We start from the raw sequence: 22340 nt of genomic DNA, 5'->3' as shown, positions 1-22340 counted from the left end.
TTCGTGGGGTGTCAGCGGCTGTAGCGACTGTGGACGACGGGCGAGGGCCTCCAGCGACTGCCAACATGTTCGGATCGTCGGGCCTGGCCGGGGTCAGCTCACGAGCGCCATCCGGACGGCGAAGCCCATGAACAGCACCCCGGTCATAAGCGCGACCGCGCGCTGGACGCCGGGCCGATCGACGCTTGCGCGTAGCCGGTGCGCGGCCTCCGCCAGGGTCACCAGCCACACCGCCGCCAGGCTGAGGTGAACAGCGGCCAGCACCGTCATGGCCCGGCCGGGCGGGACCCCGGCGGGCACGAACTGCGGCAGGAAGGCCAGCAGGAAGACGCCGACCTTCGGGTTGGTGCCGGTGCAGAGCACCCCCTGCCAGTACGGGTGCACCTTCGGTCGGGTCGGCACCGCCCCGGTCGTCGAACCGGCCGGCCGGGCCCGAACCGAGGCCGCCAGGATCACCGCGCCCCAGCAGAACAGGCCGAGCGCGCCCGCCCAACGCAGCGTGGTGAGCTGCCCGGGATGCCGGTCGAGTAGTTCGGCCACGCCCACGACTGCCAGGGTGGCGTGCAGGGTGCCGGCGGTCAGGATGCCGGCCATGGTCAGGTACGCCGGTGCCCGCCGGCGGGCCTGAACCACCCGGTGTACGACGAGCGCCGAGTCCGGACCGGGGCTGGCGATGACCAGCAGCGAACTGGCCAGGAACGCGGCGCTGACGATCATCGGCGGGCCACCTCGGGCCGTCGGTCATCGTCAACGGCGGCCGGCTCGACCGGGCGGACCTGCAGCCCATCCTCCAACTGCCGGATCCGCCGGTAGTCGGACTCGACGACGGCCGGGTCCTCGTGGGCGAGGACCGCGAAACCGAGGTCCAGGCTGCCGAACAGGTCTCTGGTGATGCCGAACTGGTCACCGTTGCGGACGTTGATCGACGCGTGCGTCAGGCTCGGCACCTCGTGGACGCCGTCGAGGATCTCGGCGTTGGTGACGATCCCGGCGGCCCGGCTGATCAGGAACACCACCCGCACGTGCCGGCTCAACGCGTAGCCCGTCGCAACAGTGCCGCCGGTGAGGTGGCGTACCGCCCGGTCGACCTGACTGTCGCCGGTGGCGACCCGGCAGAACCGAGGGTGGCCGCCGCCGTGCGGTCGGGCCGCGACCTCGATGAGCCGGCACCCGTCGGGAGTACGCATGATCTCGGCATGGGCGGCACCGAACCGCATGCCGACGGCGTCGAGGACGGCGCGGGCGTACTCGACGACCTCGTCCACCTCCGAGGCGTCCGGAGGCAACCAGTCCATGCTCTCGTAGACGGCCATGTGCCCGCCGTTGTCGACCTTGCGGTAGCGGCACACGTCGGCCACGGTGTGCGTGCCGTCGTGGCTGAACGTGTCGACGACGTACTCGACGCCGGTGACGTACTCCTGCACGAGGACGCGGTCGTTGAGGATGCCGAGCCGGTTGTGCGCACCGAGCAGCCCGGTGAACGCCTCGCGCCAGTCATCGCCGCCCCGCACCCGGGTGACGCCATCGGTGCTGGCACTCTTGGGTGGCTTGACCACCAGGTCCCGACCGGTAAGCCCGGACGCGGTGAGCCATCGGTCGACCTCGTCCGGGTCGGCGGTGCAGAGCTGAGCGATCACCGGCACGCCGGCGCGTAGCACTGCTGCGGCCATCTCGCCCTTGTGCCGCCGCGCCGCGGCGAGGTCGGGCACGTTGGCCCGCTCCGGCACGACGAGCGGGGCGATGGCGTCCGCCACCTCCACGCCGGACTCACAACCGGCCAGGACGCACCGCGGGCGCAGCTCACGCAGCCGGGCCACGGCGGGTCCGGTGTCGTCGGTCACGACGATGGTCTCGGCGAAGTCGCGCGGCTGGTACGTCGAGGCGTACACCTCCGGCGGCTGTGGGGCGCTGAGCACCGCGACCACCGGCACGCCGGCGGCGGTGAAGGCCGGTGCGTACAGCGCCCCCGACGAGAACGGGTCAACGATGACCGCCGGACCCGCCGGATCGAGGTATGTCGGGCGCGCGTCGGGCTGGTCGCCGCTGCTCACCGGGGCTCCCGTCGGTCGGTTGGCGGTCGGTCCGTCCCGGGGCGGCCGGACGTCAGGCACGGGGACGTCGGGCGGTACTCGACGGTGTGTTCCAGGTTCGCCGGGCCGGGAAATACCGCGGTGACCACCCGACCCCGTCGGACGGCCGGGATCCCCATCCGGACGGCCCGGGTCACCGACGTGGCCCGCTCATGCCAGGGACAGATAAGGCGGGTGCCACCATCCAAGGTGGCCAGGTGTAGCGGCCCGCCCCGGTGGGGACAGCGGACTGGCAGTACGAACGAACCCCTCGCGGTACGCGCGAACACGTACGGCGAGTCACGTACCACGACGCAGTTGCCGGCGCCCTCGGCTGCGAACGTCAGGATAGGCATGCCCGGTAGTCCCCGATGGAGTGGATCTCGTAGACGCACTCGTCGGACTCGATATTGGCGCCGTGCAGCCGGTTGCGGCGGATCACTGTGCCTTCGCCCGCCCGCAGGATCTGCGTCGAGTTGAAGCCGCTCTCGAAGCGCATCGTGCCGGAGACGATGTGGCACAGTTCGTCGCCGTCGTGGCAGTGAGTGTTGGACAGCTCGCCGCGCGGCTCCACCAGGTGGGCGACAGGCGCGGTGATCTTGCCGCTCTGGATGGCCGCCCAGACCGGGTCGTGCAGCTCCTTGTAGCGGGGGCGGTCGTCCATCCACATGACCTGGTCAGCGAAGTCCCGGTCGGCGATGTCCGCCACCACCTGGAACTCCTCGAACCCGCGCACGATCTCGGGGATTATGGTCTCTCCGTGGGTGTCCACCAGCGGCAGGATGAGCTTCTCCAACGCCATACGGCCGTGGTGGGTGTCGATGTGCACGTGCTCGGTGAAGTACCGCACGTCGACGTCGTTGCCGAAGACGCGGGTCAGCAGGCTGGCGGCGCGTTCGCAGAAGTCCACCAGGGTCGTCTCGGTGTAGTAGAGCGCGCCGAGATACCGGAACAGCAGCTCGTGGTTCTTCCCGAGGTAGTGGAAGTAGTTGTTCATCATGAGGCTGCTGTTGAGGTAGTACTGCCAGTAGTGGTGCAGGTCCGTCTCGAGCCCGACGGAGCGCAGCGTGTGCTCAAACAGCGTGCTGTGCTTTGTTGAGTGCACTGCGTAACCATACTCGTCAATGATGATCTTGAACCAATCGGACTGGGCGGGTCCGTAGTTGCCGAGCACGTTACGGATCATGGGCGACGCCTCGGACAGGAAGTCCGGAGCGAACTGGATCAGCCACATGCGAGCCGCACGCTGCGGGTCCACCGACTTCTCGATCGCGGTCTCGGCCAGGGACGGCGCGTGCCGGTCCCGGTTCTCGATGTTGCGGAGGAACTCCACCAGGCTGTCCCGCGTCCAGGCACCAGCCACCTCGACCTCGTCGTCGAGGAAGCCGAAGACCTGCCGCTCCAGCGCGGGTCGGATGACCTCACCGAGCGCCCGGTTGGTCGAGCTGTAGAACCGACGGAAGTCTTCCCACTTGCTCGCGAGGTCGGCCCGCGGCAGGAACATGAGGTCGGCCTCGTAAATGGTGGTCAGGATGCGCTGGGTGGCGAGCCCCTGGTAGCTCAGCAGCTCGTCGCGGGGCAGGACGCGCCCAAAGTCCAGCTGCGGCACGACCTGCGGACGGAGTTGCCGTCGGTAGGGGTTGTCGGCGTTCTCCCAGTCGTCGTTGTCCAGATAGAGCGGGTTGCTCGCGTATCGCAGAACGGCTGCCTTCAGCTCGTCCTGCGACAGCTCGAACGAGGTGTAAGGGGGAGGGGTGAACGACACGTCAGTCCTCCGACGGTGTGAGGGGCTGGTGGACGGTGGCGCCGAGGCGGGTACCGCGCCAGGTCAGGGTGAGCGGGACGCGGTCACCGACGGACACGGCGAGCCAACCGCCGATCGGAACCAGCGCCTGCATCCAGTGCGAGCGGACATTGTCCGGTGAATTGCGGATGATCACGCCAGCGCCGAGGTCCAACTCGAACCAGGCCACCAGGGCATGTGCCGTGCCCTGCTCGGTGGTGGTCAGGCGAACAGTGGAGCTGCCGTCGTCCAGTGGGCCGTTGGCCAGGTCGAAGCTGGCCAGCTCCACCACGTCGGAAACGATCCGGTATGGCCAGGTGTTCAGCCGGACGGGGAAGTGGCCCCGGGTGGCGACGGTGTTGAGTTGTCGCACGTCGAATCCGGCTGCCGTGCCGGTCTGGTTAAGGCTGGCTACCACTGGGCTGTCGACCAGACAGCCCAGGAGCCGCGCCGACCGGGGCAGCATCTGACCTCCAGGAGCGAGGAGCTGCTCGCGGGCGTGGGAAATCGTTGGCAGGATCCCCTCCCCGATGAGCCCGCAGTCCACGATCTCGGAGACGAGGAGATCGACCGGTGCCGCCAGGTCGCGACCGATCACCAGGTCGGTCGAACGCTTCGGAACAATGGTGATCACGTCCGCCATGCCGTGGTCGGCGACGATTTCGCGGGCGATCTCCGCTATTACCGGGTTGGTCTCGCAACTTGTCACATGGGAGGCACCGGCGCGGATCGCCATCATGGCGAGCAGTCCGGTTCCGGAACCGATATCGAGTACCCGACTACCTGGTTTCATCTGCCGTTCCAGAGCCACCGCCAGCGCGTCGTTGCGCTCGTGGTCGTTCAGCATGGCAAAATGCCAGCGCGGAATCAGATTCCGGGCCGCGTCGGTGACGATTTCATCGACCGGATCGGCGGCGGAAAGGCGCGCCAGCATCCTGCTGGTCGTGGCCGCGAGCCGGGCCATCTCATCACACTGGGCCTGCAGCGACGACACCAGCAGTCGGCTCTGGAACGAGCTGGTATCGCGTGCCCGTTCGGTCAGCCTGTAATCGTCGCGATTGCCCTGGTGGGCGGATATAGGGACGCTTTCTACTGCACCCATGCAGACTCCATGGTCTCCTGCGAACACGAATAGGATCGAGGGGATTCCCTGGCGGCGGGGGTGATTCCGCGAGAACACGGCAAGGGTATACACAAAGATGGATGTCAATCAAGTATGCGTGGCTATCTGACTGAGAGTTACCGCTTCGCGATCATCGTTGGCCAGGTTTTCCAGCTCGACCCAATTGTCCGAGGCGATGCGGCAGGTGTGCACCTCGACGACTTTTTGCCGCCGGGTCGCTGCATTGAAATGGGATATGCGTCCATGGGAACGCACGAGCTGGCCGAGGTGTGCACCTCGACGACTTTTTGCCGCCGGGTCGCTGCATTGAAATAGGATATGCATCAATGGGAACGCACGAGCTGGCCCAATTGGTGCGGCGCACGAACATCACGTCGCTCGACGGAAGAGGTGGCGGGACGATCTTCACAACCCCTATCAGCTGTGATCTATGTCACCATTGGACAGTGGGCTGTGCGTACTGAGCGTGTTGTCGACAGGGACTGCGTAGATTTCGGCTCTGTCTCACATTCGATGGTGACCGAAGGTAGTCGATGTACTCGTGCTGCGGCACCAGGTCCCCCGCTGGTGATCGACGACGTGACGGACGAGGGCGAGCGGATCTTGGTGCGGGCTCGGACTCCTGAGCTGAGGGACCCGTGGCCTGTCCGGGCTGCAGGGCGTTGTCGGGCAGGGTGCACGGGTGCCACCAGCGGACCCGCCGTCGGCCCGTGGCGACCTAACCTCGGCCCTTCAATAAGGGCTGCCCAAGGAGTGGACCGAGAACGAAGAAGTGCCTTCTTATCAGGGCAAATGGGACTTGCTGAGGGTCCGAGTTTCCAGTCACGGAAGGCACTTGCTGGGTGAAGGCTACCGCAACACGTCCGAAGATCATGGTGACCGGCCGCGGGCGGGGCGTGGTTGGTCACGCCGGTACCCTGTACCGTTCGGAAACTCGATCGTGGCCCGTGAAGTGCGGTTCTGTGGTGTGGAGCCTCTGCGACCGAGATCGTTTCTTGCGTGCTGGAGGTCCTGGCGATCGATCATGGGCTCGGCCTTCCGCCTGCATCGGCCCGCGTCGAGCCGATTGTTGCAGTGCTTGGTATACAGCGATTCGACACTATCGGATCGCGGGCGAGCTGGGCGTGGAGCTGAATCGTGTGGCGTGCTGGCGTGGCGGGTAGGACGCCACTTCTACCTCCTAGGCAACGCGGGAGCGCTGCCGTGGCCTCTGTGGCCGCTTGGAACCCGGCAACGGTAGACCATTCATGATCAAAGCCACCCAGACGCGGCAACCGCCCACCGGACAGAGCCGGACGTGAGGGACGCTCGTCGCACGAGCACCCCCGAGTACCCGACCGACCACAAGGGATGGACAAGCACCACCATGCCGGCAGGTTAGACCCATTTTGATCTTGTCCGCCCGAAGGGACTCGAACCCTAACCTTCTGATCCGGTGCGCCGTGAGGCGCTGTTGCTCGAGTGCGCATCCTCCTGGCCCGCCGAGCCTGAGCGGGCAGGTCCACTCCGAGCGCAGATCGTGGTCTTCGACGACTGCCGCCCGCTCAGCCGGGGATCGACGCCTCCGCGCCAGGGTAGTAGCTCCACCAGCGTTCCCTGTTGTGTTTCCGCAGCTGCCCGCCGAACCGGGTCAGCACCAGCACCTCGCCGTTGAGCACCAGGGCGGCATTCTCGGCACCGGAGCGGAGCACCCTGTCCACGGCCGCCACCATGTTCCGGGTACCCCAGTCGGGCGGGCCGAACTTGTCCATCCGGAAGCTCAGGTCCGTGTAGCGCTCCGGCTCCCACTCCCACGGACCGTCGTCGCCCTCGGCGTCCAGGTAGCCGTTTCGGCCGGTGAGCAGCGTGATGGCGAAGCCGCGCTGTTCCGACATCTCTGCGCCGAGCGTTGCCAGGTACGGCTCGAACCTCGCCAGGTCCGCTGGGTCGGGAAAGGCGCGGGCGGCGAGGTCGGGCAAGGGGACCTCGCCGTCGAGGGTCAGTCGGTAATCGATGGACATGTGGCTCCCTACAGCAACGGGAAGATCTCGCCGGCCGAGGTTATTACCTTGACCTCCTTGAGCCCCGGGATCGGCCAGTCGGCGAACTGCTTCCGCAGGTCGGCTAGTTCTCCCGGCCAGTCCTTGAGGTTGACGAGCACCCGCTGGGTCTGCCCTTCGTCTACCTTCTTGCGGGCCTCGGTCCAGATGCCCCGCACTTTCTTGACCGCCGACGGCGAGTAAACGTCGAAGACCTTGCCCTCCACCAGCATGTCCGGCTTGCTGGCCGGCTTCCCGATGTCTCCGGTCTTCGCGCGGGCCGCCGCAGCCTCCGCTTGGTTCGGGTTCTGCTGTACGCGGTACCCCTTGTCGGCGAGGATGTTTGCCGCCTCGTTCTCCCGCTGCAGCGAACGCTTGTTTTCTGCGGTCATGCCCGGTTCGATCCTCGTCGGCGGTCCGGTCGGCCTGCCACCGGCCGGGCCGGTCGGGGAGGTGCCCGCCGTATGTGGCGCAGTGGGCGGCGGGGGCGTGGCGGCCGCCGGATTCTGCCGGGCCCGCCTCGCCGCCTCCAAGCGGGCGACGTCCTTGATCATCCGGTCGATGTCGGCCTTGACGACGGCCTTCGCCCGGGCCCGGATCTCCGCCCGCACCATGTACGTCTTCGGTGTCCGGGTGCGCGGCAGGGTGTAGGTGGCCAGGCACTGTACGCTCGCCGAGCCATTCGGCGGCATCGTGACGGACTGCGCGCAGGTGCGCACCGGTCGCCCGTCGAGCGTCATGGTGATCGTCACCTCGGCACTCACCGGTCCGCTGGTCCGCAGGTACTCCGACTGGAGATCGACCTGATTCCTGATGGTGTACGCGGCCAGGCACGACGTCTGCAGGCACGGTCCGATCCGGCCGTTGCCGTCCAGGTTGAAGCTCACCTGTGAGTCGAACGCATCGGCCAGCTGCTGGACCCGATGTTTCACGGCCGCGAAGAACTCATCCAACTCCGCTGGGGAGAGCGCACTTAGAGCCAGCTCCGACTCGTCGTCGTCCGTCATCCCGACCAGCTGGTAGCCACTGCCGGCGGGGGAGCCGCCGCCGTGCCGGCTCGTCCGAGTCGTGGTCGGGACGCGGTCCCGGGTCGACTCGAGCCGGACCATCCGCCTGGGCTGACCGGTGGTGATCGACGCCAACGCGTCACGCGTCCGCACCTGACGCACCTCAACACCGTCGATTGTTCGCAACTCGCCGAGCGTTGCCTCCAGTTCGGGCGCTGGGCCGTCGCCGTCCCCGACGCCCGGTACCAGCGTTTCGGCGAGGGTGGCCGGCACCAGCTCACCCTGATCAAACCCCAACGTGCCCGGGTCCACCCGGACCCAGGCGTCGCCATACAGTGTCGCCTCAGCCAACGGCGCATCCAGCGCCGCCCAGAAGGCGGTGCCGCCCCGGGCGTACATGCCGTTGTAGCCCATGTAGAGCAGTTCACCCCGGGTGCCGTCGAACTCGACCCTGGACAGGATGGTGCCGTCGCTGGTGACCTGTGACTCGATCCGCACCGGCGTACCCGAGTCGGTGGTCAACGTCCCCTGGTAGCGCTGCGCCTCGGAGTCGTACAGGGTGCGCGCGGCCTCGTACAACAGGGTCGCCGCCTGCCGGTCCGCCCTGCCCGGCTGGCCGTCCGACCACCCGGAGATGACCAATGCCGCCGACACCATGAGGCCCGCGCAGAGCGCCAGCGTGAGGAACGCGGCACCGCCGACCAGCCACCAGACCCGCCGGTTGGCCCGGTACGCGACCGGCATCGGGCCAGGCCAGGCCACCGGTTGCTGGCCGCCCATCCGGCCCGGGGACACCGAACCGAAGCCCGAGGCCGGGATTTGGCCGGACGGCGGGGCCGAAGTGGGCGGTGCCGGTGAGGGGCCGGCAGATGTCGCACCGGGAACCGGTGGAATCGGCGGGGTCGAACCCGGGGAACCATCCTGCGACATCGGTCCGCGATCCTCGTAGGACATACCGATCCTCCCAGTCGCGCTGCGCAAACGATGTTATTCGCACCATCGCGGTGCACTCGACCCGACACCCGGTCAAAATTATCTATACTGATCATGTGGCCGGTCAACCTGACCGAGTTGACGCTATTCCGCGATGACTGCCATCGATTTAGGAGGAACGGGCTGCCACAGCGACTGCCCGATCCTTGGCCGTCATCCCGAACACGATCACCTGGCGGCCGACTAGATCCGACGTCGCCGGCCACCTCACCACCGCAACCGCCGCCTTCGACACCGCCCAGCTACACGGCCCCCAAGCGCTCAGCCGCCTCGACCTGGCCACCGCCCACCTACACGCCGACGACCCCGACGACCTCGACCACGCGGCCGAGCTGGAGCTGCAAGCACTCGCCCTCACCACCGAGCACCGCTTCGAATCCGTCCACCAGCGACCTACCAGTTCCTCGCCGCCGCGCACCCCCTGCGCCACCACCCACGGCTACAGGACGTCGCAGAGCTGGTCGCCGAACGCGCACACCCCGGCGCGACACCACCGGCGGGCCTCCGATCGCCGACATAGCCGCCGGGAACTGACCAGCCTCCGGCAACGGTGGACCACCTACCAGGACCTGCCCACCCTCACCGAACACTGGTACTGGCGTCTCGGCTGGCACGCCGGCCGCCACTCCTACACCTGGCACCTCACCTTCCAGGACCAACCCGTACTCCACCACCTCGTCACCGACCTTCAGCAGCAGCTCACCCTGCGGCCTGGGCTGGACCTCGTGCCGCTCGACGGCCTGCACCTGACCATCCAGGGCATCGGCTTCACCGACGAGATACCCGACAGCGACATCGAGGCGATCGTCGCCGAAACCCGCCAGCGGTGCGCCGCCCTGCCGCTGCTGAAGCTGTCCCTCGGACCCCTCGACCCCGACGCCGAAGGCATCGGCCTGCTCGTTCAACCCTGGGACCCCGTCGAACGGATCCGCACCACCATCCGGGCCACGATCGCCGCTGTGTGGTGGCACACCGTTCCGAACCAGCCGACGGGTCTCGAACCCCTAAGCTTCTGATCCGTAGGAAGCTAGGACTACGGATCTTCATAATAGCACTCTAGACCAAACAGAGTCGCTCCGCAACCTCCCTAGTCCAACCCCGTCCAGCTACGTCCTTGCTGGTCCAGGCGCTGCAGCCGGCTGCCATCGCTATCCATCAATTAGCGCCAGGGCCCTCGATAGCTGATGAATCCGGCTCCGTCCCGGTAAATCCACGCCCGTCCCCCGTCGCCCGAGCAGCCACCGAGCAGCCACGGATCTATCGCGGCGTTGGTCGACGTCAGCCAGCTGGCGGTGGGTGCCCGATCGATCGGGTCGTAGATCGACCGCCTCGGTCAGAAGTCGCCTTACGCCGCGCGACGGGTCTAGACACGCAGTGTGGTGGTCCGGTTGGCTCTACACGTGACTCAGGTGATGGTCCGGCACGCCAGCCTCTGGCAAGACGCGGTTCGACTGCTGTTGTTGATCGACGCAGCCGCGAAACCCATGGGCGAGGACAGCGAGGCACCACCGAGTGCCGTAGGCATCGTTCGCACCCAGGTGCGGTTACAAAAGCTGGACTTCTGGGTCCGCTACCCGGACTACCTCGCCAACGAGCTCCTGAACGAGTACGAGTCCCACCCGGACTCACCAGGACTTGTCGGCGAGGCGGAGCGCATTCTGTCGTCGCAAGAGCCCGACCTACGCCGTTTCCCCATGCTGCGGCACCGCTTCGGCGCCTTCGAGCAGCTGGACAACGCCCTGTCGGTCCTCGTTGAGAGGGGCCTGGCGCGTAAGCACGACCGGCTCGGCGAACGCAGAGTCCTTCAGCACAACTATTACCTGCTCGAGAAGGGGCAGAGGACCGCCGTCGACCTCCTGAGGGAAGCACCCGCGCTCGGCTGGTACGGCGATCGGACCCGAACCGTGGTGGCCCTCGTAGACAGCTTGGGTGGCAGCCACATCAAGGCTCGCCAGTACCTGCAGCGCGAATACGCCGACACCCCCATCGGCTCCTACATCCCGGCGATCACGGAACAGGCCCGCCGCCGGCTAGCCGAAGTCCGGGCGGCTGTCCCGGCCCCCACTGCCCGAGAGGAGCTGGTCCGGTGACGGCCACTGTGAGCCCGGCGGCGGTGCAGACCTGGACGCCACCCAGCCCCGGCGAGCTGTTAGCGACCGCCGCGACAAAGTCCTCGGCGACGGTGGCCGATGTAGAGACGGTGCTGCGGGAATTCGGTATCACCCTGCCCAGCCCGATCCCGCCGCATCGGCGCATCAAAGTGCTGCGGCTGCGCGTCGAGGGCGTCAAGAAGACCGGCGAACAAATCAACATCGACCGGCGCTTGGACGCCGGCGTCTGGGCGATCATGCACCCGAGCAACTCCGCCGGGAAGACAAGCCTGCTGGAGTTCTTGGTATGGGCGCTGCGGGGCCGAACACGCGATCTGCCTAACCACGTCAAAGCCTGGGTCCGACGCATCGCCGTCGACGTCACCGTCAGCGGCCAGCACGTCCGCGTGGTGATCAACCAGGACGTGTCGAGCGGCCGACCCCATGTGACCGCTGTGCTGCTGTCGGCCGATACCGAGGGCCAACTGCTGGCCGCGACCGACGGCAAGCTGCGGATGCTGGTCAGCGCCGACGGCGAGGAGCCGGTGGAGCAGCTCATCGGGGCCTTCATGCGGGAGTCGCTTGGCTTGGATTCCACGGAGCTCTGGAACAAGAGTGGCGGGCTAGACGGCGAGGGTGCCGCTCAGGTGCACGGTTGGCCGGCGTACTTTGGCGCCGTCTACCTCAACCCGGGCGGAGACAAACTCCTGCTTGGAGACGTACCAGGGGCGCTGCCAGCGAAGTTGCTAGAGCTGTTCATCGGGATCCCCTACACCTCCCTGCTGACTCACCTCTCCGCCGCGAAGAAGCGGCACACAAAGTCCACGAACCAAGCCGCTCACCGTGCCGATCAGGACCGGACGATTCGCGGCCAAGAACGCGCGCAGTGGAAGCGGGAACTCGAGGACACTCGCCGGCAGCTGGCGGCAGCGCAGCGGGCCGTCAGCCCATTGGCCGAGGTGGCGCTAGCGGCGGTTGATGCCGCGCTGGCTGACCTGCGTGCCGTCCGGGATGCCTACACGGCAGCCGAGGATGCTCAACAGGCCGCCGAGCAGGTGTGGTTGCTGTCTGAACAGCAGCTGATGGATGCCCGGGAGACGGAAGAGGCTCGGCGGGTGCTGGGTCGTTTGTCACCGACCTGCTGTTCGCGCTGTGAAATGCCCTTCGAACAGGACCGGTACTCCGTTGAGCGCCAGGACGCCTCCTGTGCTGTCTGCACCCGCCCGCTACCGCCGGTGGATCCGGAGCTGACGGCCGCCAGGCTCGTCGAGTTGGAGGAGCAGGTGCGCGACTCTCGGGAAACACGGCAGCAAGCCAAGGCGCACCTCGATGCCTGCGCTGGAGAAGCGGCGGATGCCCAGCGTCGCCATGAGGCTGCCGTCCTTGAGCTCAACAACGTCAGCGTGGCGCGGGCGTATCAAGCGATGCGCGATCTGGACCTCAAGGCGGCACGGTTGGAGGGCCAGCTTCAGGCGACTGGCTCTGACGATGGCGGCGAGCCGGCCCAGCCGAACCGCTCGGAGCAGATCCTCCTCACGTTTCACTCCGTGGTCGAGGGCACGGTCCAAGAGGCGGCGAAGAACCTCTTTCCTGACCTGAACCAGCACATCGTCGAGCTGGCGCGGACCTTCGGGGTCGCAGACCTCGACTCAGTGAACATCCAGCGCAACGGACGGATCAACGCGATCAAAGACGGCGAAAAGACGCCCTTTGACGACTTCAGCCGCGGCGAGCGCCTGCGGATGCGGATCGCCACCGTCATCGCCATGTTGCGGATCAGCACTCGGCGAGGCGCCGCCTCCCACCCAGGGCTGCTGCTGATCGACGCCGTCGGCGCCGAGGAAGTGACAACGGAACCAGGCCGCAAACTGATCATGGCTCTACGGGACCTGGCAGAGGAACTTCCGGCGCTCCAAATCATCCTGACAACGGCGACACCGCCGCTGATTGACGGCCTACTCTCCGACGAAAGGATCATTACCAATGATGGTGATCACATGTTCTAGCGCGAAAGTGATCTACTGAGCCAGGGCCCGAGCACGGCCGGTGCCACTGACCGGGGAGCGCAGGATGACCACGGTGGAAAACGCCCTCGCGGAGTGGGCTACGGCCGCGACCCAGGAACAGCTCGATCAAGGCCCGAGCATCTCGGATCTCGGCGGCCTGGACGCCGTGCTGGTGGAAGCACGGTCCCTGGCTAAAGGCCCGCTCTTTCCCTACCTGCTGCAAGCGGTGGCACAGGACGCCTCGCAACCCCCTGCTACCCACACGGAGCCGCTCTTCGCTGCGATCAAGGCCGGGATCCATGAGCCTCACGCAGCCTGGGTCCTGGCCGAAGCCCTCGACGTTCTCTATCAACACCCCGAACTGCTAGGCACGTTCGGCAAGAGCACCGCACAGTCTTTGGCTCGTCACGCCACTGACGCGCTGCAGGGTGGCCTCGACCCGGCGTACGCCCACACTGCGGTCGCTGGCCTGCTGCAGCTGTCCATCAGCGAGTACGCAAACCCCCACCAGATCCTGTGGATTCTGACCGAGATCGACGGCACCGAGCCTCCTGAGGCATTGGAGCGCCTGCCCCTGCTCATCGGAGTCGCACACGACCACTACGACGACGAGAATCTTGTCGCGGTGTTGCAGACCCTTGAGACACATCTTGATCTACCACCAGCCACCCGCAACGACGCTCGGTACGAATTGGCCGTGATTGCCCTGCGGGCCGGCCTGCAAGCATCTGACCGAGCCGAAGTTACGCGGCTGCTCCGTGACGCAGCGATGCTCATGCACAGGGTAGACGGCGCCCAGGAGGCGCGCCTCGACGCGCGCGCCTACGCCCACGCCGTCGACGCCGTGCTGCTGTTCACGGGTCTTACCTCGGGACCGGACCCCGCAATCCGTGACCGCATCGCTGCCGCAGCCGACTCCCTCGGCGCCGTGGTCATGCAGCGCGGCGCCTGGTCCAGCCGCATGCATCAACCGCGTTGGCTCGAAGCACGAGGCCAGACCGAAGCCGCCTGGGCCCGGCTCGTGACAACCCTGACTACCACCGCCACTCACCTGCATGAGCCGAGCTGGTACGACGCCAGTGCCGTGCTGACCAGCGTGTTGCAGGTCTACGAAGCCAGCAGGGCTGTCCACACGCCCGCAGGCGCAGGAGGGCTTGAGCGCCTGGTGTCCCCCTCAGTGGAGGCCGCTTTCATTCACGAGATGGGTCTACTCCATCACCTCGAGCAAGCGCTCAAGGTCGATCCAGTTATGGCCGCACATCCTGACGCCAACCACCTACACGCCGCCATTGGCGTTCGCCGAGCAGCCCTCGGCGCTGGATCACCAGCGGAGCCGCCGGGAAAATCGTCGGCTGGGCAGCCGGTCCTGGAGCTGCTCGAAGCCGTCGAGGACCCTGACCTTCAGGAGCACCTCCGCAAGATGGTGCTTGACCACGAGCGCGGCTACGCCCTCACAGGGAACGTCCTACTTGATCAGAAGCTCGAGCGCGTCCTCGAAGAACTGGGCGGCAGTTCTGGCTGGAAGCACCCAGTTAACGCTCATTTCACCACACTTCTAAGCCACGTTTTGCAGTTCGTTCACCATCGCTTCGACGCCCAGGCTGACTACCTGGGCTCCGTGACCGCGTACCTCGGTCCTCCCCCGTCGGGGAAGCAATGGCCGGAAAAGGCTCTACAGAACGACTGCCTTCAGCACCTGATCTCCAGACTTCCCAACGGGACGGTGCATCGCGAGGTGGTCGACGTTGCCTCCGGGCGTACTGACATCACCTACACCCCGTCGCCGGGGATGCGGTTCAACGTCGAGGTCAAGCGCCACACCAGCGGCTGGACCGCACCAAGCCTGGAAGACAAGTACATCGCCCAGGCAGTCAACTACACCGCCACCACCCCACCTTTCGGCATCCTGCTGATCGGGGACCACAGCAACCACGCGAGCGGCTACACGAGCTTCGACGACAGCGTGTGGGTGGCCTCGCGATCCCGAACTCCCACCGAAACGCCCCGGCTGATCGTCGTGGGCGTACTCCCAATAGGTCGTCCCACGCCCTCCGCCCTACGCTGGAACCTGTCCGACGGCTTGCACGACCAAAGCCCCGTTGCAACCGCAGCCGAACAGGGCTAGATGCCGAACGTCAGGGCGCCGATTCGGCGCGCCGAAGATCCGGCACGAGTTCGTGATCATCGCTGATCTTGTAGATTTTGGCGAGGTAGGGCTGACCGCTACGGAGGCGCTCGATCGCACTCGTAGCCAGCACGGCACTCCAGCCTAGTGCGAGGTTCTGCTCAGGATCACGGCCGCCGACTCCGTCCGGCCGCAGTGCGGGCGTCTCGCGCTCTCCCCGCCACTCAAAGGTAGGTTGCCGCTACGGGGTCGCCGCCCACGGCGGCGCGGGCGGGTTTGCGCTGACCTCGGTACGGGGTGGGACCGGCCAGTCTGGGATCAAGGTGGTTTCTCCGGTGAGTTCGAGGGCGGTGATCGTGGCCAAGTCCTGTACCGCCTGGACGAAGCCCTCGACCCACATCAGCGTGATGGACGTCTTGCCGTCCTTGCGGTCATACAGGGTTCCCGAATCGTTCGGCGCGGTCTGCGGGTCGTCGCCGTGCGCGAGCCGGTTCCGGACCGCCTTGGCATCCCGTAGGTAGTTGTCGAGGCGCTGCGCCTCGATGGTGGTCCAGAGCCAGCGCCCACCGCGACCCGGCTCGGGCTGCGCGCGAACCCGGGCCCGCCACTGACCGGTGACATCCGGGAAGCCGAGGTGCTGGCCGAACCGCTGCCGTATCCGTTCCATGGTCGCCGGCGTGTTCTGCCGGGGGCCGCCGTGCGCGCCGATCAACTGGTTGAAGAACATCTCGAACGGCCCGTACGTCAGAAGGAACGCCCCGTACCTCATGCTCCGGTACCGGGAGTTTCGCCTCGCCTCGTCCATGTTGTCGCGGTGGATGGTGATCAGATCCACCGGCGTCACCAAACGCACCGCCAAGACGCCCAACGCTTCCTCAACCGCTGCCGCATCCACCACGACGGCGAGCGTACTGACAGGCGTGAGTCGTCGACAGCCAGTCTCGACACGAACGCGGCCAGCTCGACCCTAGCCACCGCCGACCGACACACCCCCGGTGGGATTCCTGGGCCAGTCGCGGCACCGTTCCGCTGGACAGCACAGATTGAGTGCCCCTCAGCGCGTGGGCAAGCGGAACTGTAGGCGCATGCTGCGGCCGGCCACGCGGTAGAACTCGAAGCCGCCGGTGGCCAGTGGATTCGGCAGGATGTGGAGGCGTCGGCGCACCGGATCGAGGGCGTCGGTGACGAAGGCGATCAGGTACTCCTCGTCGGCCGCGAGGGCCTGCGCCCGGCGGACCTCGGACTCTCCGAGGGTGATCTGAAGCGTGATGTCGGTAGTTGCCTTGACCTCGATGAGGATGCGCTTGTCGGTTGTGTTGACCAGGAAGTCGTAGCCGAGACCGTCGTCGCCGTCGTCCGGGAACCGGATCCGGCGGTAGCCGGATTTCCAGGTGGTCTCGGGTGGATAGCCGAACCGGTGTTGAATCCACTCGCCGACCAGGAGTTCGCCGGCGAGGCCCACCCTCGCGGTCACCTCCGGCGGTGCCGTGGTGGCTCGCCAGCCTCCTCCCAGGCTGGACCCGCCGGTCCTCGTCGGTTCTCTGGGCAGTGTCGTGGGTGGGGCGGACGGCAGCGGCGGCGTTGCCAGAACCTCGGCCGGGACATCCGAGCGAACGGTGTTGATGAATGCCTGAGTTTCCTCTGGTTCGTGGCCGAACTTCTTCGTGCCGTAGGTCGTGGCCACTGAGATTTGGTGCTGTTGTTCGGTGGCCAAGGTCAGGCGCTCCTGGGCTCTCGTCAGGTCCTGCGGGGAGAGGCCCAGGAGCGTGGGCGCGATCTCCTGTTGCATCGGCTCTGGCCACTGGCTGTGGGAGTACAGCCAGCTGATGACGTGGGCCTGCGTGAGCCGGCGGAAGTCCATGCTGCCGTCTGCGGCCATTTGGGCGGCGACCGACTCGGGCGCGCCGGGCCTGCGGTTGCTGGTCGTCGCGGATCGGTGCAACCATGCTTCTACCGCGATCTTGGCGGCGGCCGTCACACGTGTGGCGGTGCGCTGGCCGACTTCCCTGAGTTCGTTGACGGACGGCAGCGGTACCGCTGTAGGCGCTGGTGCTGGGGAGACCCGGTCGAGCCAGTCGGCGGTCCGTCCTTGGAGTAGCGGCTCGGAGATCTCCCAGTGGGAATCCAGCCATTCCGGATCGGGGCCGAGGTCGGGGAGGTCGCGCAGCCGGAGGTAGTCGGTCAACGGTTCGCCGCGCTCGGCGACGGCGAGGTATCGATCCCGGAGTTTGTCCTGGATCCCGGTGCGGTGCCGCTGGAGGTGGGCCGCGAACTGTCGGGCATGCCCGGTGCCGTTGTGCAGCGGCGCCAGGCCCACGGCGCGGAGACCTTCGTTGGCCGTGGCCAGCGTGACGTTCAGTTTCTCGATCGTGATGTGCAGGTCGTCCTCATCGGCGAGGGCGAGCGCCGTGTCGGCGTGGATGCCACGGTCCGACAACCAGGCACGAAGGTCGTCACGCCCGTCGAATGGCTCCCGGCGGTCGCGCAGTTCTTCAGCGACGCCGATATCGATGACTGCGAGCACGGCGACCACCGCGAAGTGATCGGACAGGTGACTGGTGCCGTCGAGCACCAGTGCCCGCAGATCCTCGACTGGCACACGCAGGGCTTGCGCGATATCGGCGATGGCGGGGGTCCGGTCGCCGCAGATGCGGTGCAGGTCGATGAGTGCCAACTCGAGGAAGCGTTCGATCTGGGGAAATCCGACTAGCTCGGCCAACGACCCGGAAGCGGCCGACAGCAGCGTCCAGCGGCCGGAGTCGGTGGCCGCGACGACGATGCGGGGCTTGCCGTCAGCATTCATGAGGAACGACCGGGGTACGACTCCGGCCCCGACCGGGTGGCCCCCAACGCTCGCGACGATCGACCCCGCCGCCGCGAGCTCGCATTGGCTGAGCTGACGGGCGGCTGTCGCGAGCTGCTTGCTGCTGACCGTCAGGAACGAGTTCTGCTGGAACTCCACGGCACCGAGTACCAACGTGTGCAGCCACCGTCCGGCAAGGTCATCGAGTCGGCGGTACGTGAGGTCGGCAGCCGGCTGACCGTCCGCGGTGATGTCGATGATCACCGTGGAGGTACGAACCAGCCGCCGGGGCCCGGATCCTTGTAGAAGGTCGTGGACCTGCGTGGCGAGCCGGTGCTTCCTGATCGCGAGCATCGCGATCGGCGTCTGGGCGAGGAGTCGCTCCTGGGCGACGCCGGTCTCGTCGCAGACATACACAGGCTCGCCCGCGCTGTTGAGGTCGGTGACGTCCAGTTGGGCCTGCCGGACGACGACGATCCGCTGCGGGGGTTCGTCTGTGTCGCCGAGGTCCTCCCATGCCTCCTCGTACGCCTTGCGGACGCTTGGCGGGATCAGACCGCCACCCTGCGAGCGGTGCCGCGCCACCAGGTCGGTGAGCTGGTCCAGGCGATTTCGGGCGGTGGCCGGGTCATCCCAGAAGCGGACGCCGACGCGAGCGAGCCGCGCTAGCACGCGTGGTGTCGCCAGCCCTCGTAGGCTCGACGGCGGAGCGGGTAGGTAGTCGGGAGTTTCCGCGGCCTGGAGCCACCAGGCACGGTCCGGCGCAACGAAGCTCACCCGTGTGCGGTCCCCGGGCGCGGTCTGTGGGATCCACTCGGCGGTGGCCAGAAACGCAGCGACAAACGTCGGCCAAGCCGGGCGTGTGGGGTCGCTGTCGCGGGCGAAGCGGATTTCCAGAACTGAGTCAGGCCAGCGGCCGAGTCCCCGCAGGATCAGGTCCGTGAACAGGCGACGCGCACGGACGTCGAACCTCGACCAGTCCCGCTGGCCAGGCAGGATCGCGACGTCGCTCTCCGGTCGGTACTGCACCGTCTGATGACACGGCCCGGACCGCTGCCAGTTCACGGCGACCTCGCGCCAGCGTCGCTGATCATCCGCTGACACATCAACGGGGAGATGTCCCACGGTCTCGGGGTTGGCGACCTGCGAGCCGGACAACGACATGCGGGAAGCCTGGACCAGTATGGGCATGAGCCCGTGGCGGACGCCGGCGGCCTCCAGGAACGACCGCCACCGCTCAACGTCGATGTCGCCCAATTGGGCGACATCGATCGTGGCGTCGCCGATCCCCCGGACATCCACCGAGGCGTCTCCCGCCGCGGCGACAAGCTGCGCGAGGCGGGTGTCGGTCTCACCGCTGGTCCCGCCCCAACCGAACCCGAAATACGTTGTATTCGCCGTCTTCCAGCCCGACTTGGCCGGAACCCGCAGGCGAGCGTCGCGGACCGCCTCGGGACTGACGTCCCGAGGCGCCCGCCGCCAGACCTCGAACGCGAACTCGAGGCACTGCCGCAGCGTCTCGGACTCGCCCGCATCGATCGCCTGCATGGCCGAGCCAATCAGGCTCAACACGGTGTCCGTCCGGTACTCCCGGACCAGGTTCTGCGCATCCAACCACACGCGACCGGGACGCCTACGTCGTTCGGCTGTCAACCAAGGGATGCCGGCGAGCATGAAGGCCAACCGTGTTCGCACCGCAGCCGGCGGAATGTGCGCCCCAGTACTGTCGTCGTCGGCCGACCTTACGAAGACGCTCCGCTCGCCGCCTGGCGCCAAGAGCTTCCCCTCGTCGTCGATGAGGATCCGCCGCTGCCGCAGGGCCCTGTCGTCAAGCCGCTCAGCTTCCAGATCGTCGTAGAACCCGGCCCACACCTCCGGTGCCGCCGAACGAGCGGCCAACGCCTCCGCGACCGCCTCGGCGAACGCGCCGACCTCGACCGGGCCCGGTTGAAGTGGGACGCCGAGGTCACGAGCTAGCACCGACAAACGACTCCTTCGCGACGTATGAAGCGACGTGTCGACGATCGGAGTGCTTCCGGCGGCCGCCACCGCCTCGGCGGTGAAGACAGATCCTCGACCCGCCCAAAGCCTCGTGGCGGCGAGGGCGGTGCGGCCGCGATCCGGACCCAGCGCAGGCACCAGCGGCAGCTTGGCGGGGTCGACGCCGATCTCGTCGAATGCCCTGCGTAGACGAGGCAGTTCCGTACTCGTCCAGCAGACGAGGTCAAGGACGACGTCGCCCGGCAGACCGGACGCATCGGTCGCGGCCCGCGCACAAAGCCGGGCCACCTCGGTGAGGAGCAGACTATTGAGGGGAATCGAGGGCGAGAGGCTTCGGCGGTCGAGCTGCGCGAAGAACGGCGCGTTGACGAACGCCGGCATCGGCGCCTGCGCTGCCTCGCCCATCGGCAGGAAGGTGTAGAGCCGCCCGCGTTCTACGGGCCGGTCGAGCGGGACCGCGACACACACCGCGGCGTCGCCCCTCCACCGCTCCCAGCCGGAGTTCAGACCGTTCGCGTCCCGACTCTGCCGGATGATCCGGGTCATCTCGGCTTCCGGGACAGTGCGACGCAGCAACAGGTAGGCACCGTCGTCGACGCGCACCTCCTCGATCCCTTGGGCCAGCGGATGCCCCGAGCGGGTGAGCAGGTGCGTGGACTCGACGCCGGCCGTGGTTCGCGTCCGCACCGCAATCCGCCCGACCCGCTCCAAGAAGAGGTTGAATGGCACGTCGGACGACGAAAGCTCGGCCAGCTGCTCCCTGACCCGCTGCTGCGCGGCCGTGGAGCGTAGAACGAGTCGTACCACCGTGGAGAACCCGTCCCGCTCGAACTCGGCCACATGCGCGGGGACCTCGTCCATCGGGATCGTGACCTTGAGCGGGGACACGTTGGCGCGCAGCGCCTCGGCCAAGTCCGGCCGCCTCGGCGCGACTCGGGCCGCGAGGGCATCGAAATCGGCCGGCCTGGCGAACCGGAAGCAGAATCCGTCGAAGGCAGGTGAATCCTGAACGGACCGGCTGTACACCTCAGGGCTGTCCGACAACTGCAGCACACTCTTGAAGCCGACGCCCTTGTTACCAATACCCTGGTCGGGACGCTTGCTGCTCATCGCGATCCGGCACATCGAGTCGAAGTCGTCAACGCTCACCGGTTGGCCGCCGTTGGCGACATAGAGCACCCCAAACTTGTGCTCATCCTCGGCGAACAGGAACTCGATGCGGCCGTCACGACGATCCGCGAGATGCGCGTCGTGGCCGTTCTGCAACAGCTCGACGACCGTCCGACCGTCATAGTCGGCCGCAATGACGCCCTGGATGAACTCCTTCTGCTCCCGCGTCGCCGGCTGCCCCAGCCGTTCACCCTCCAGGTACAACTCAGCAATGCTGTCCGCCTGCCGTATGACCCGGTTCCGAAAGCCGCTCACCGCCCCAGGCTGTCACAGGAGGTCTCCTCGGTGCACGGCACGATCCCGCTCGACCGTTGGCGTACGGAGCCGGATAGGGGGACGAAGTTCAGCCGATGATGGCGGCGAGAGTGGGGTTCGCAGCTCGCGTCGTGGTCGACGGCTGCGGCGAGCAGTCTGGCGGTTGCTGAAGAAGCTGGGACTGCAGTTTCACCTGCCAGTTCGTCGGGAGCCGGGTCGCCGACGGCTACCCGCAGACCCAGAACTGCGGGGTCGGGTCGGCTGATCAGCTGGTCCGTCGACGGCACCAGGGCTGGAGAACGACACCGAAGGCGCTGCAGGACGGGATGACTTCGGTGGCGGCCATGGCGACGCCGCGATCTGGGCCCCGGTGACCGGCAGGGTGGGCGAGATCTGGTCGAGCAAGCGCTGCGCCAGGGTGGCGTCGATCTCGACGTCTGCGCTGATGCGAACATCGGCCGCGGTCGCCAGGTCCACGACGTCGTCGCTGGTGAACGCATCAGCTCCGAGAGTGCTCAGCCGTCGCGCGAACTCCTGGACATTGATCATTTGCAGCCTCATCGTCGGATTGGTGATTATCCACCGTAACCCCCGCTTCGGTCGGCGGATCCGGCGCCCGCCGTGCGGGCTACTGGGGCCGACAGCCGGACAAGCGTATGGGCAGCGCTGACATCCAGGCTTCACTGCCACGGACGCCGTTCCTACCCGCTCGCAGGCTTGGCGGTGTTCTCGATTGGCGGTGCCGGATTCCGACGGACTTCTCGCGAAGCGCTGCGCGCTAGAATCCGGCGTCGACCGATCTGAGCAATAGTCAAGACTTGTGGATGAGGAATCTTGATCAGGCGGCTGCGGTGTCGGTCGTGACCGGCTCGGCGGTGGGGCGTTCGACGAGTTTGC

The 22340-nt window shown here is 67.1% G+C and carries 14 protein-coding genes and 1 pseudogene; 6 read left to right on the top strand and 9 right to left on the bottom strand.

The features are described 5' to 3' along the window. Positions 1–93: 93 nt before the first annotated feature. Genes ACFT41_RS22120 through ACFT41_RS22100 form a run of 5 tightly spaced genes read right to left on the bottom strand, consistent with a single transcriptional unit; the run spans position 94 to position 4954 of the window. Positions 94–717 carry a LysE family translocator gene (locus ACFT41_RS22120; RefSeq protein ID WP_377587082.1) on the bottom strand — a complete coding sequence of 208 codons (624 nt, stop codon included), beginning with the start codon at positions 715–717 and terminating at the stop codon, positions 94–96. Beyond that, a complete protein-coding gene (locus ACFT41_RS22115) occupies positions 714–2051 on the bottom strand; it encodes an ATP-grasp domain-containing protein (RefSeq protein WP_377587083.1) in 1338 nt (445 codons plus the stop codon). Before ACFT41_RS22115 ends, ACFT41_RS22120 begins: the two co-directional genes overlap by 4 nt. Continuing rightward, on the bottom strand, positions 2048–2425 hold the full coding sequence (locus tag ACFT41_RS22110; protein ID WP_377587084.1) for a Rieske 2Fe-2S domain-containing protein: 378 nt from the start codon (positions 2423–2425) through the stop codon (positions 2048–2050). The genes ACFT41_RS22115 and ACFT41_RS22110 overlap by 4 nt, the downstream gene beginning before the upstream one ends. Next, positions 2413–3834, bottom strand: a complete 1422-nt coding sequence (locus ACFT41_RS22105) for an iron-containing redox enzyme family protein (RefSeq protein WP_377587085.1) — start codon at positions 3832–3834, stop codon at positions 2413–2415. Before ACFT41_RS22105 ends, ACFT41_RS22110 begins: the two co-directional genes overlap by 13 nt. 1 nt (position 3835) lies before the next feature. Then, positions 3836–4954, bottom strand: coding sequence for a 50S ribosomal protein L11 methyltransferase (locus ACFT41_RS22100; protein ID WP_377587086.1), 1119 nt, complete (start codon positions 4952–4954; stop codon positions 3836–3838). Positions 4955–5068: 114 nt separating this feature from the next. On the opposite strand from ACFT41_RS22100, the gene ACFT41_RS22095 reads away from it, so the two are divergent. Together ACFT41_RS22095 and ACFT41_RS22090 are read left to right on the top strand one after the other, a co-directional pair. Beyond that, complete coding sequence (locus ACFT41_RS22095; RefSeq protein ID WP_377587087.1) at positions 5069–5290, top strand: hypothetical protein; 222 nt, start codon at positions 5069–5071, stop codon at positions 5288–5290. 198 nt (positions 5291–5488) lie between these two features. Next, a pseudogene (locus tag ACFT41_RS22090) lies at positions 5489–5673 on the top strand (hypothetical protein); the annotation flags it as partial. 846 nt (positions 5674–6519) lie between these two features. Here the strand turns inward: ACFT41_RS22090 and ACFT41_RS22085 are convergent. Both ACFT41_RS22085 and ACFT41_RS22080 read right to left on the bottom strand, forming a co-directional pair. After that, entirely contained in the window at positions 6520–6975 is a 456-nt protein-coding gene (locus ACFT41_RS22085) for a SitI3 family protein (protein ID WP_377587088.1), read from the bottom strand. Positions 6976–6983: 8 nt separating this feature from the next. Continuing rightward, a complete protein-coding gene (locus ACFT41_RS22080) occupies positions 6984–8744 on the bottom strand; it encodes a hypothetical protein (RefSeq protein WP_377587089.1) in 1761 nt (586 codons plus the stop codon). Between the two features lie 395 nt (positions 8745–9139). Between ACFT41_RS22080 and ACFT41_RS22075 the strand changes: the two genes are divergently transcribed. From ACFT41_RS22075 to ACFT41_RS22060, 4 genes are all read left to right on the top strand, one after another. Then, on the top strand, positions 9140–10009 hold the full coding sequence (locus ACFT41_RS22075; protein ID WP_377587090.1) for a hypothetical protein: 870 nt from the start codon (positions 9140–9142) through the stop codon (positions 10007–10009). Between the two features lie 384 nt (positions 10010–10393). Beyond that, positions 10394–11083: a hypothetical protein gene (locus ACFT41_RS22070; protein ID WP_377587091.1), complete on the top strand. Its 690-nt coding sequence runs from the start codon at positions 10394–10396 to the stop codon at positions 11081–11083. Continuing rightward, a complete protein-coding gene (locus ACFT41_RS22065; RefSeq protein ID WP_377587092.1) occupies positions 11080–13089 on the top strand; it encodes a hypothetical protein in 2010 nt (669 codons plus the stop codon). The genes ACFT41_RS22070 and ACFT41_RS22065 overlap by 4 nt, the downstream gene beginning before the upstream one ends. A gap of 64 nt (positions 13090–13153) precedes the next feature. Beyond that, the gene (locus ACFT41_RS22060) at positions 13154–15214 is read left to right on the top strand and encodes a hypothetical protein (RefSeq protein ID WP_377587093.1); all 2061 of its coding nucleotides are present in this window, start codon (positions 13154–13156) and stop codon (positions 15212–15214) included. Positions 15215–15455: 241 nt separating this feature from the next. Here the strand turns inward: ACFT41_RS22060 and ACFT41_RS22055 are convergent, their stop codons facing one another. Together ACFT41_RS22055 and ACFT41_RS22050 are read right to left on the bottom strand one after the other, a co-directional pair. After that, the gene (locus ACFT41_RS22055; RefSeq protein ID WP_377587094.1) at positions 15456–16112 is read right to left on the bottom strand and encodes a hypothetical protein; all 657 of its coding nucleotides are present in this window, start codon (positions 16110–16112) and stop codon (positions 15456–15458) included. 156 nt (positions 16113–16268) lie between these two features. Beyond that, positions 16269–21443, bottom strand: coding sequence for a sacsin N-terminal ATP-binding-like domain-containing protein (locus ACFT41_RS22050; protein ID WP_377587095.1), 5175 nt, complete (start codon positions 21441–21443; stop codon positions 16269–16271). Between the last annotated feature and the right edge of the window lie 897 nt (positions 21444–22340).

It is taken from the genome of Micromonospora sp. NPDC057141 (genome assembly GCF_042670805.1).
Classification (GTDB): domain Bacteria; phylum Actinomycetota; class Actinomycetes; order Mycobacteriales; family Micromonosporaceae; genus Micromonospora.
This window is presented reverse-complemented; position numbering and strand designations above follow the sequence as displayed.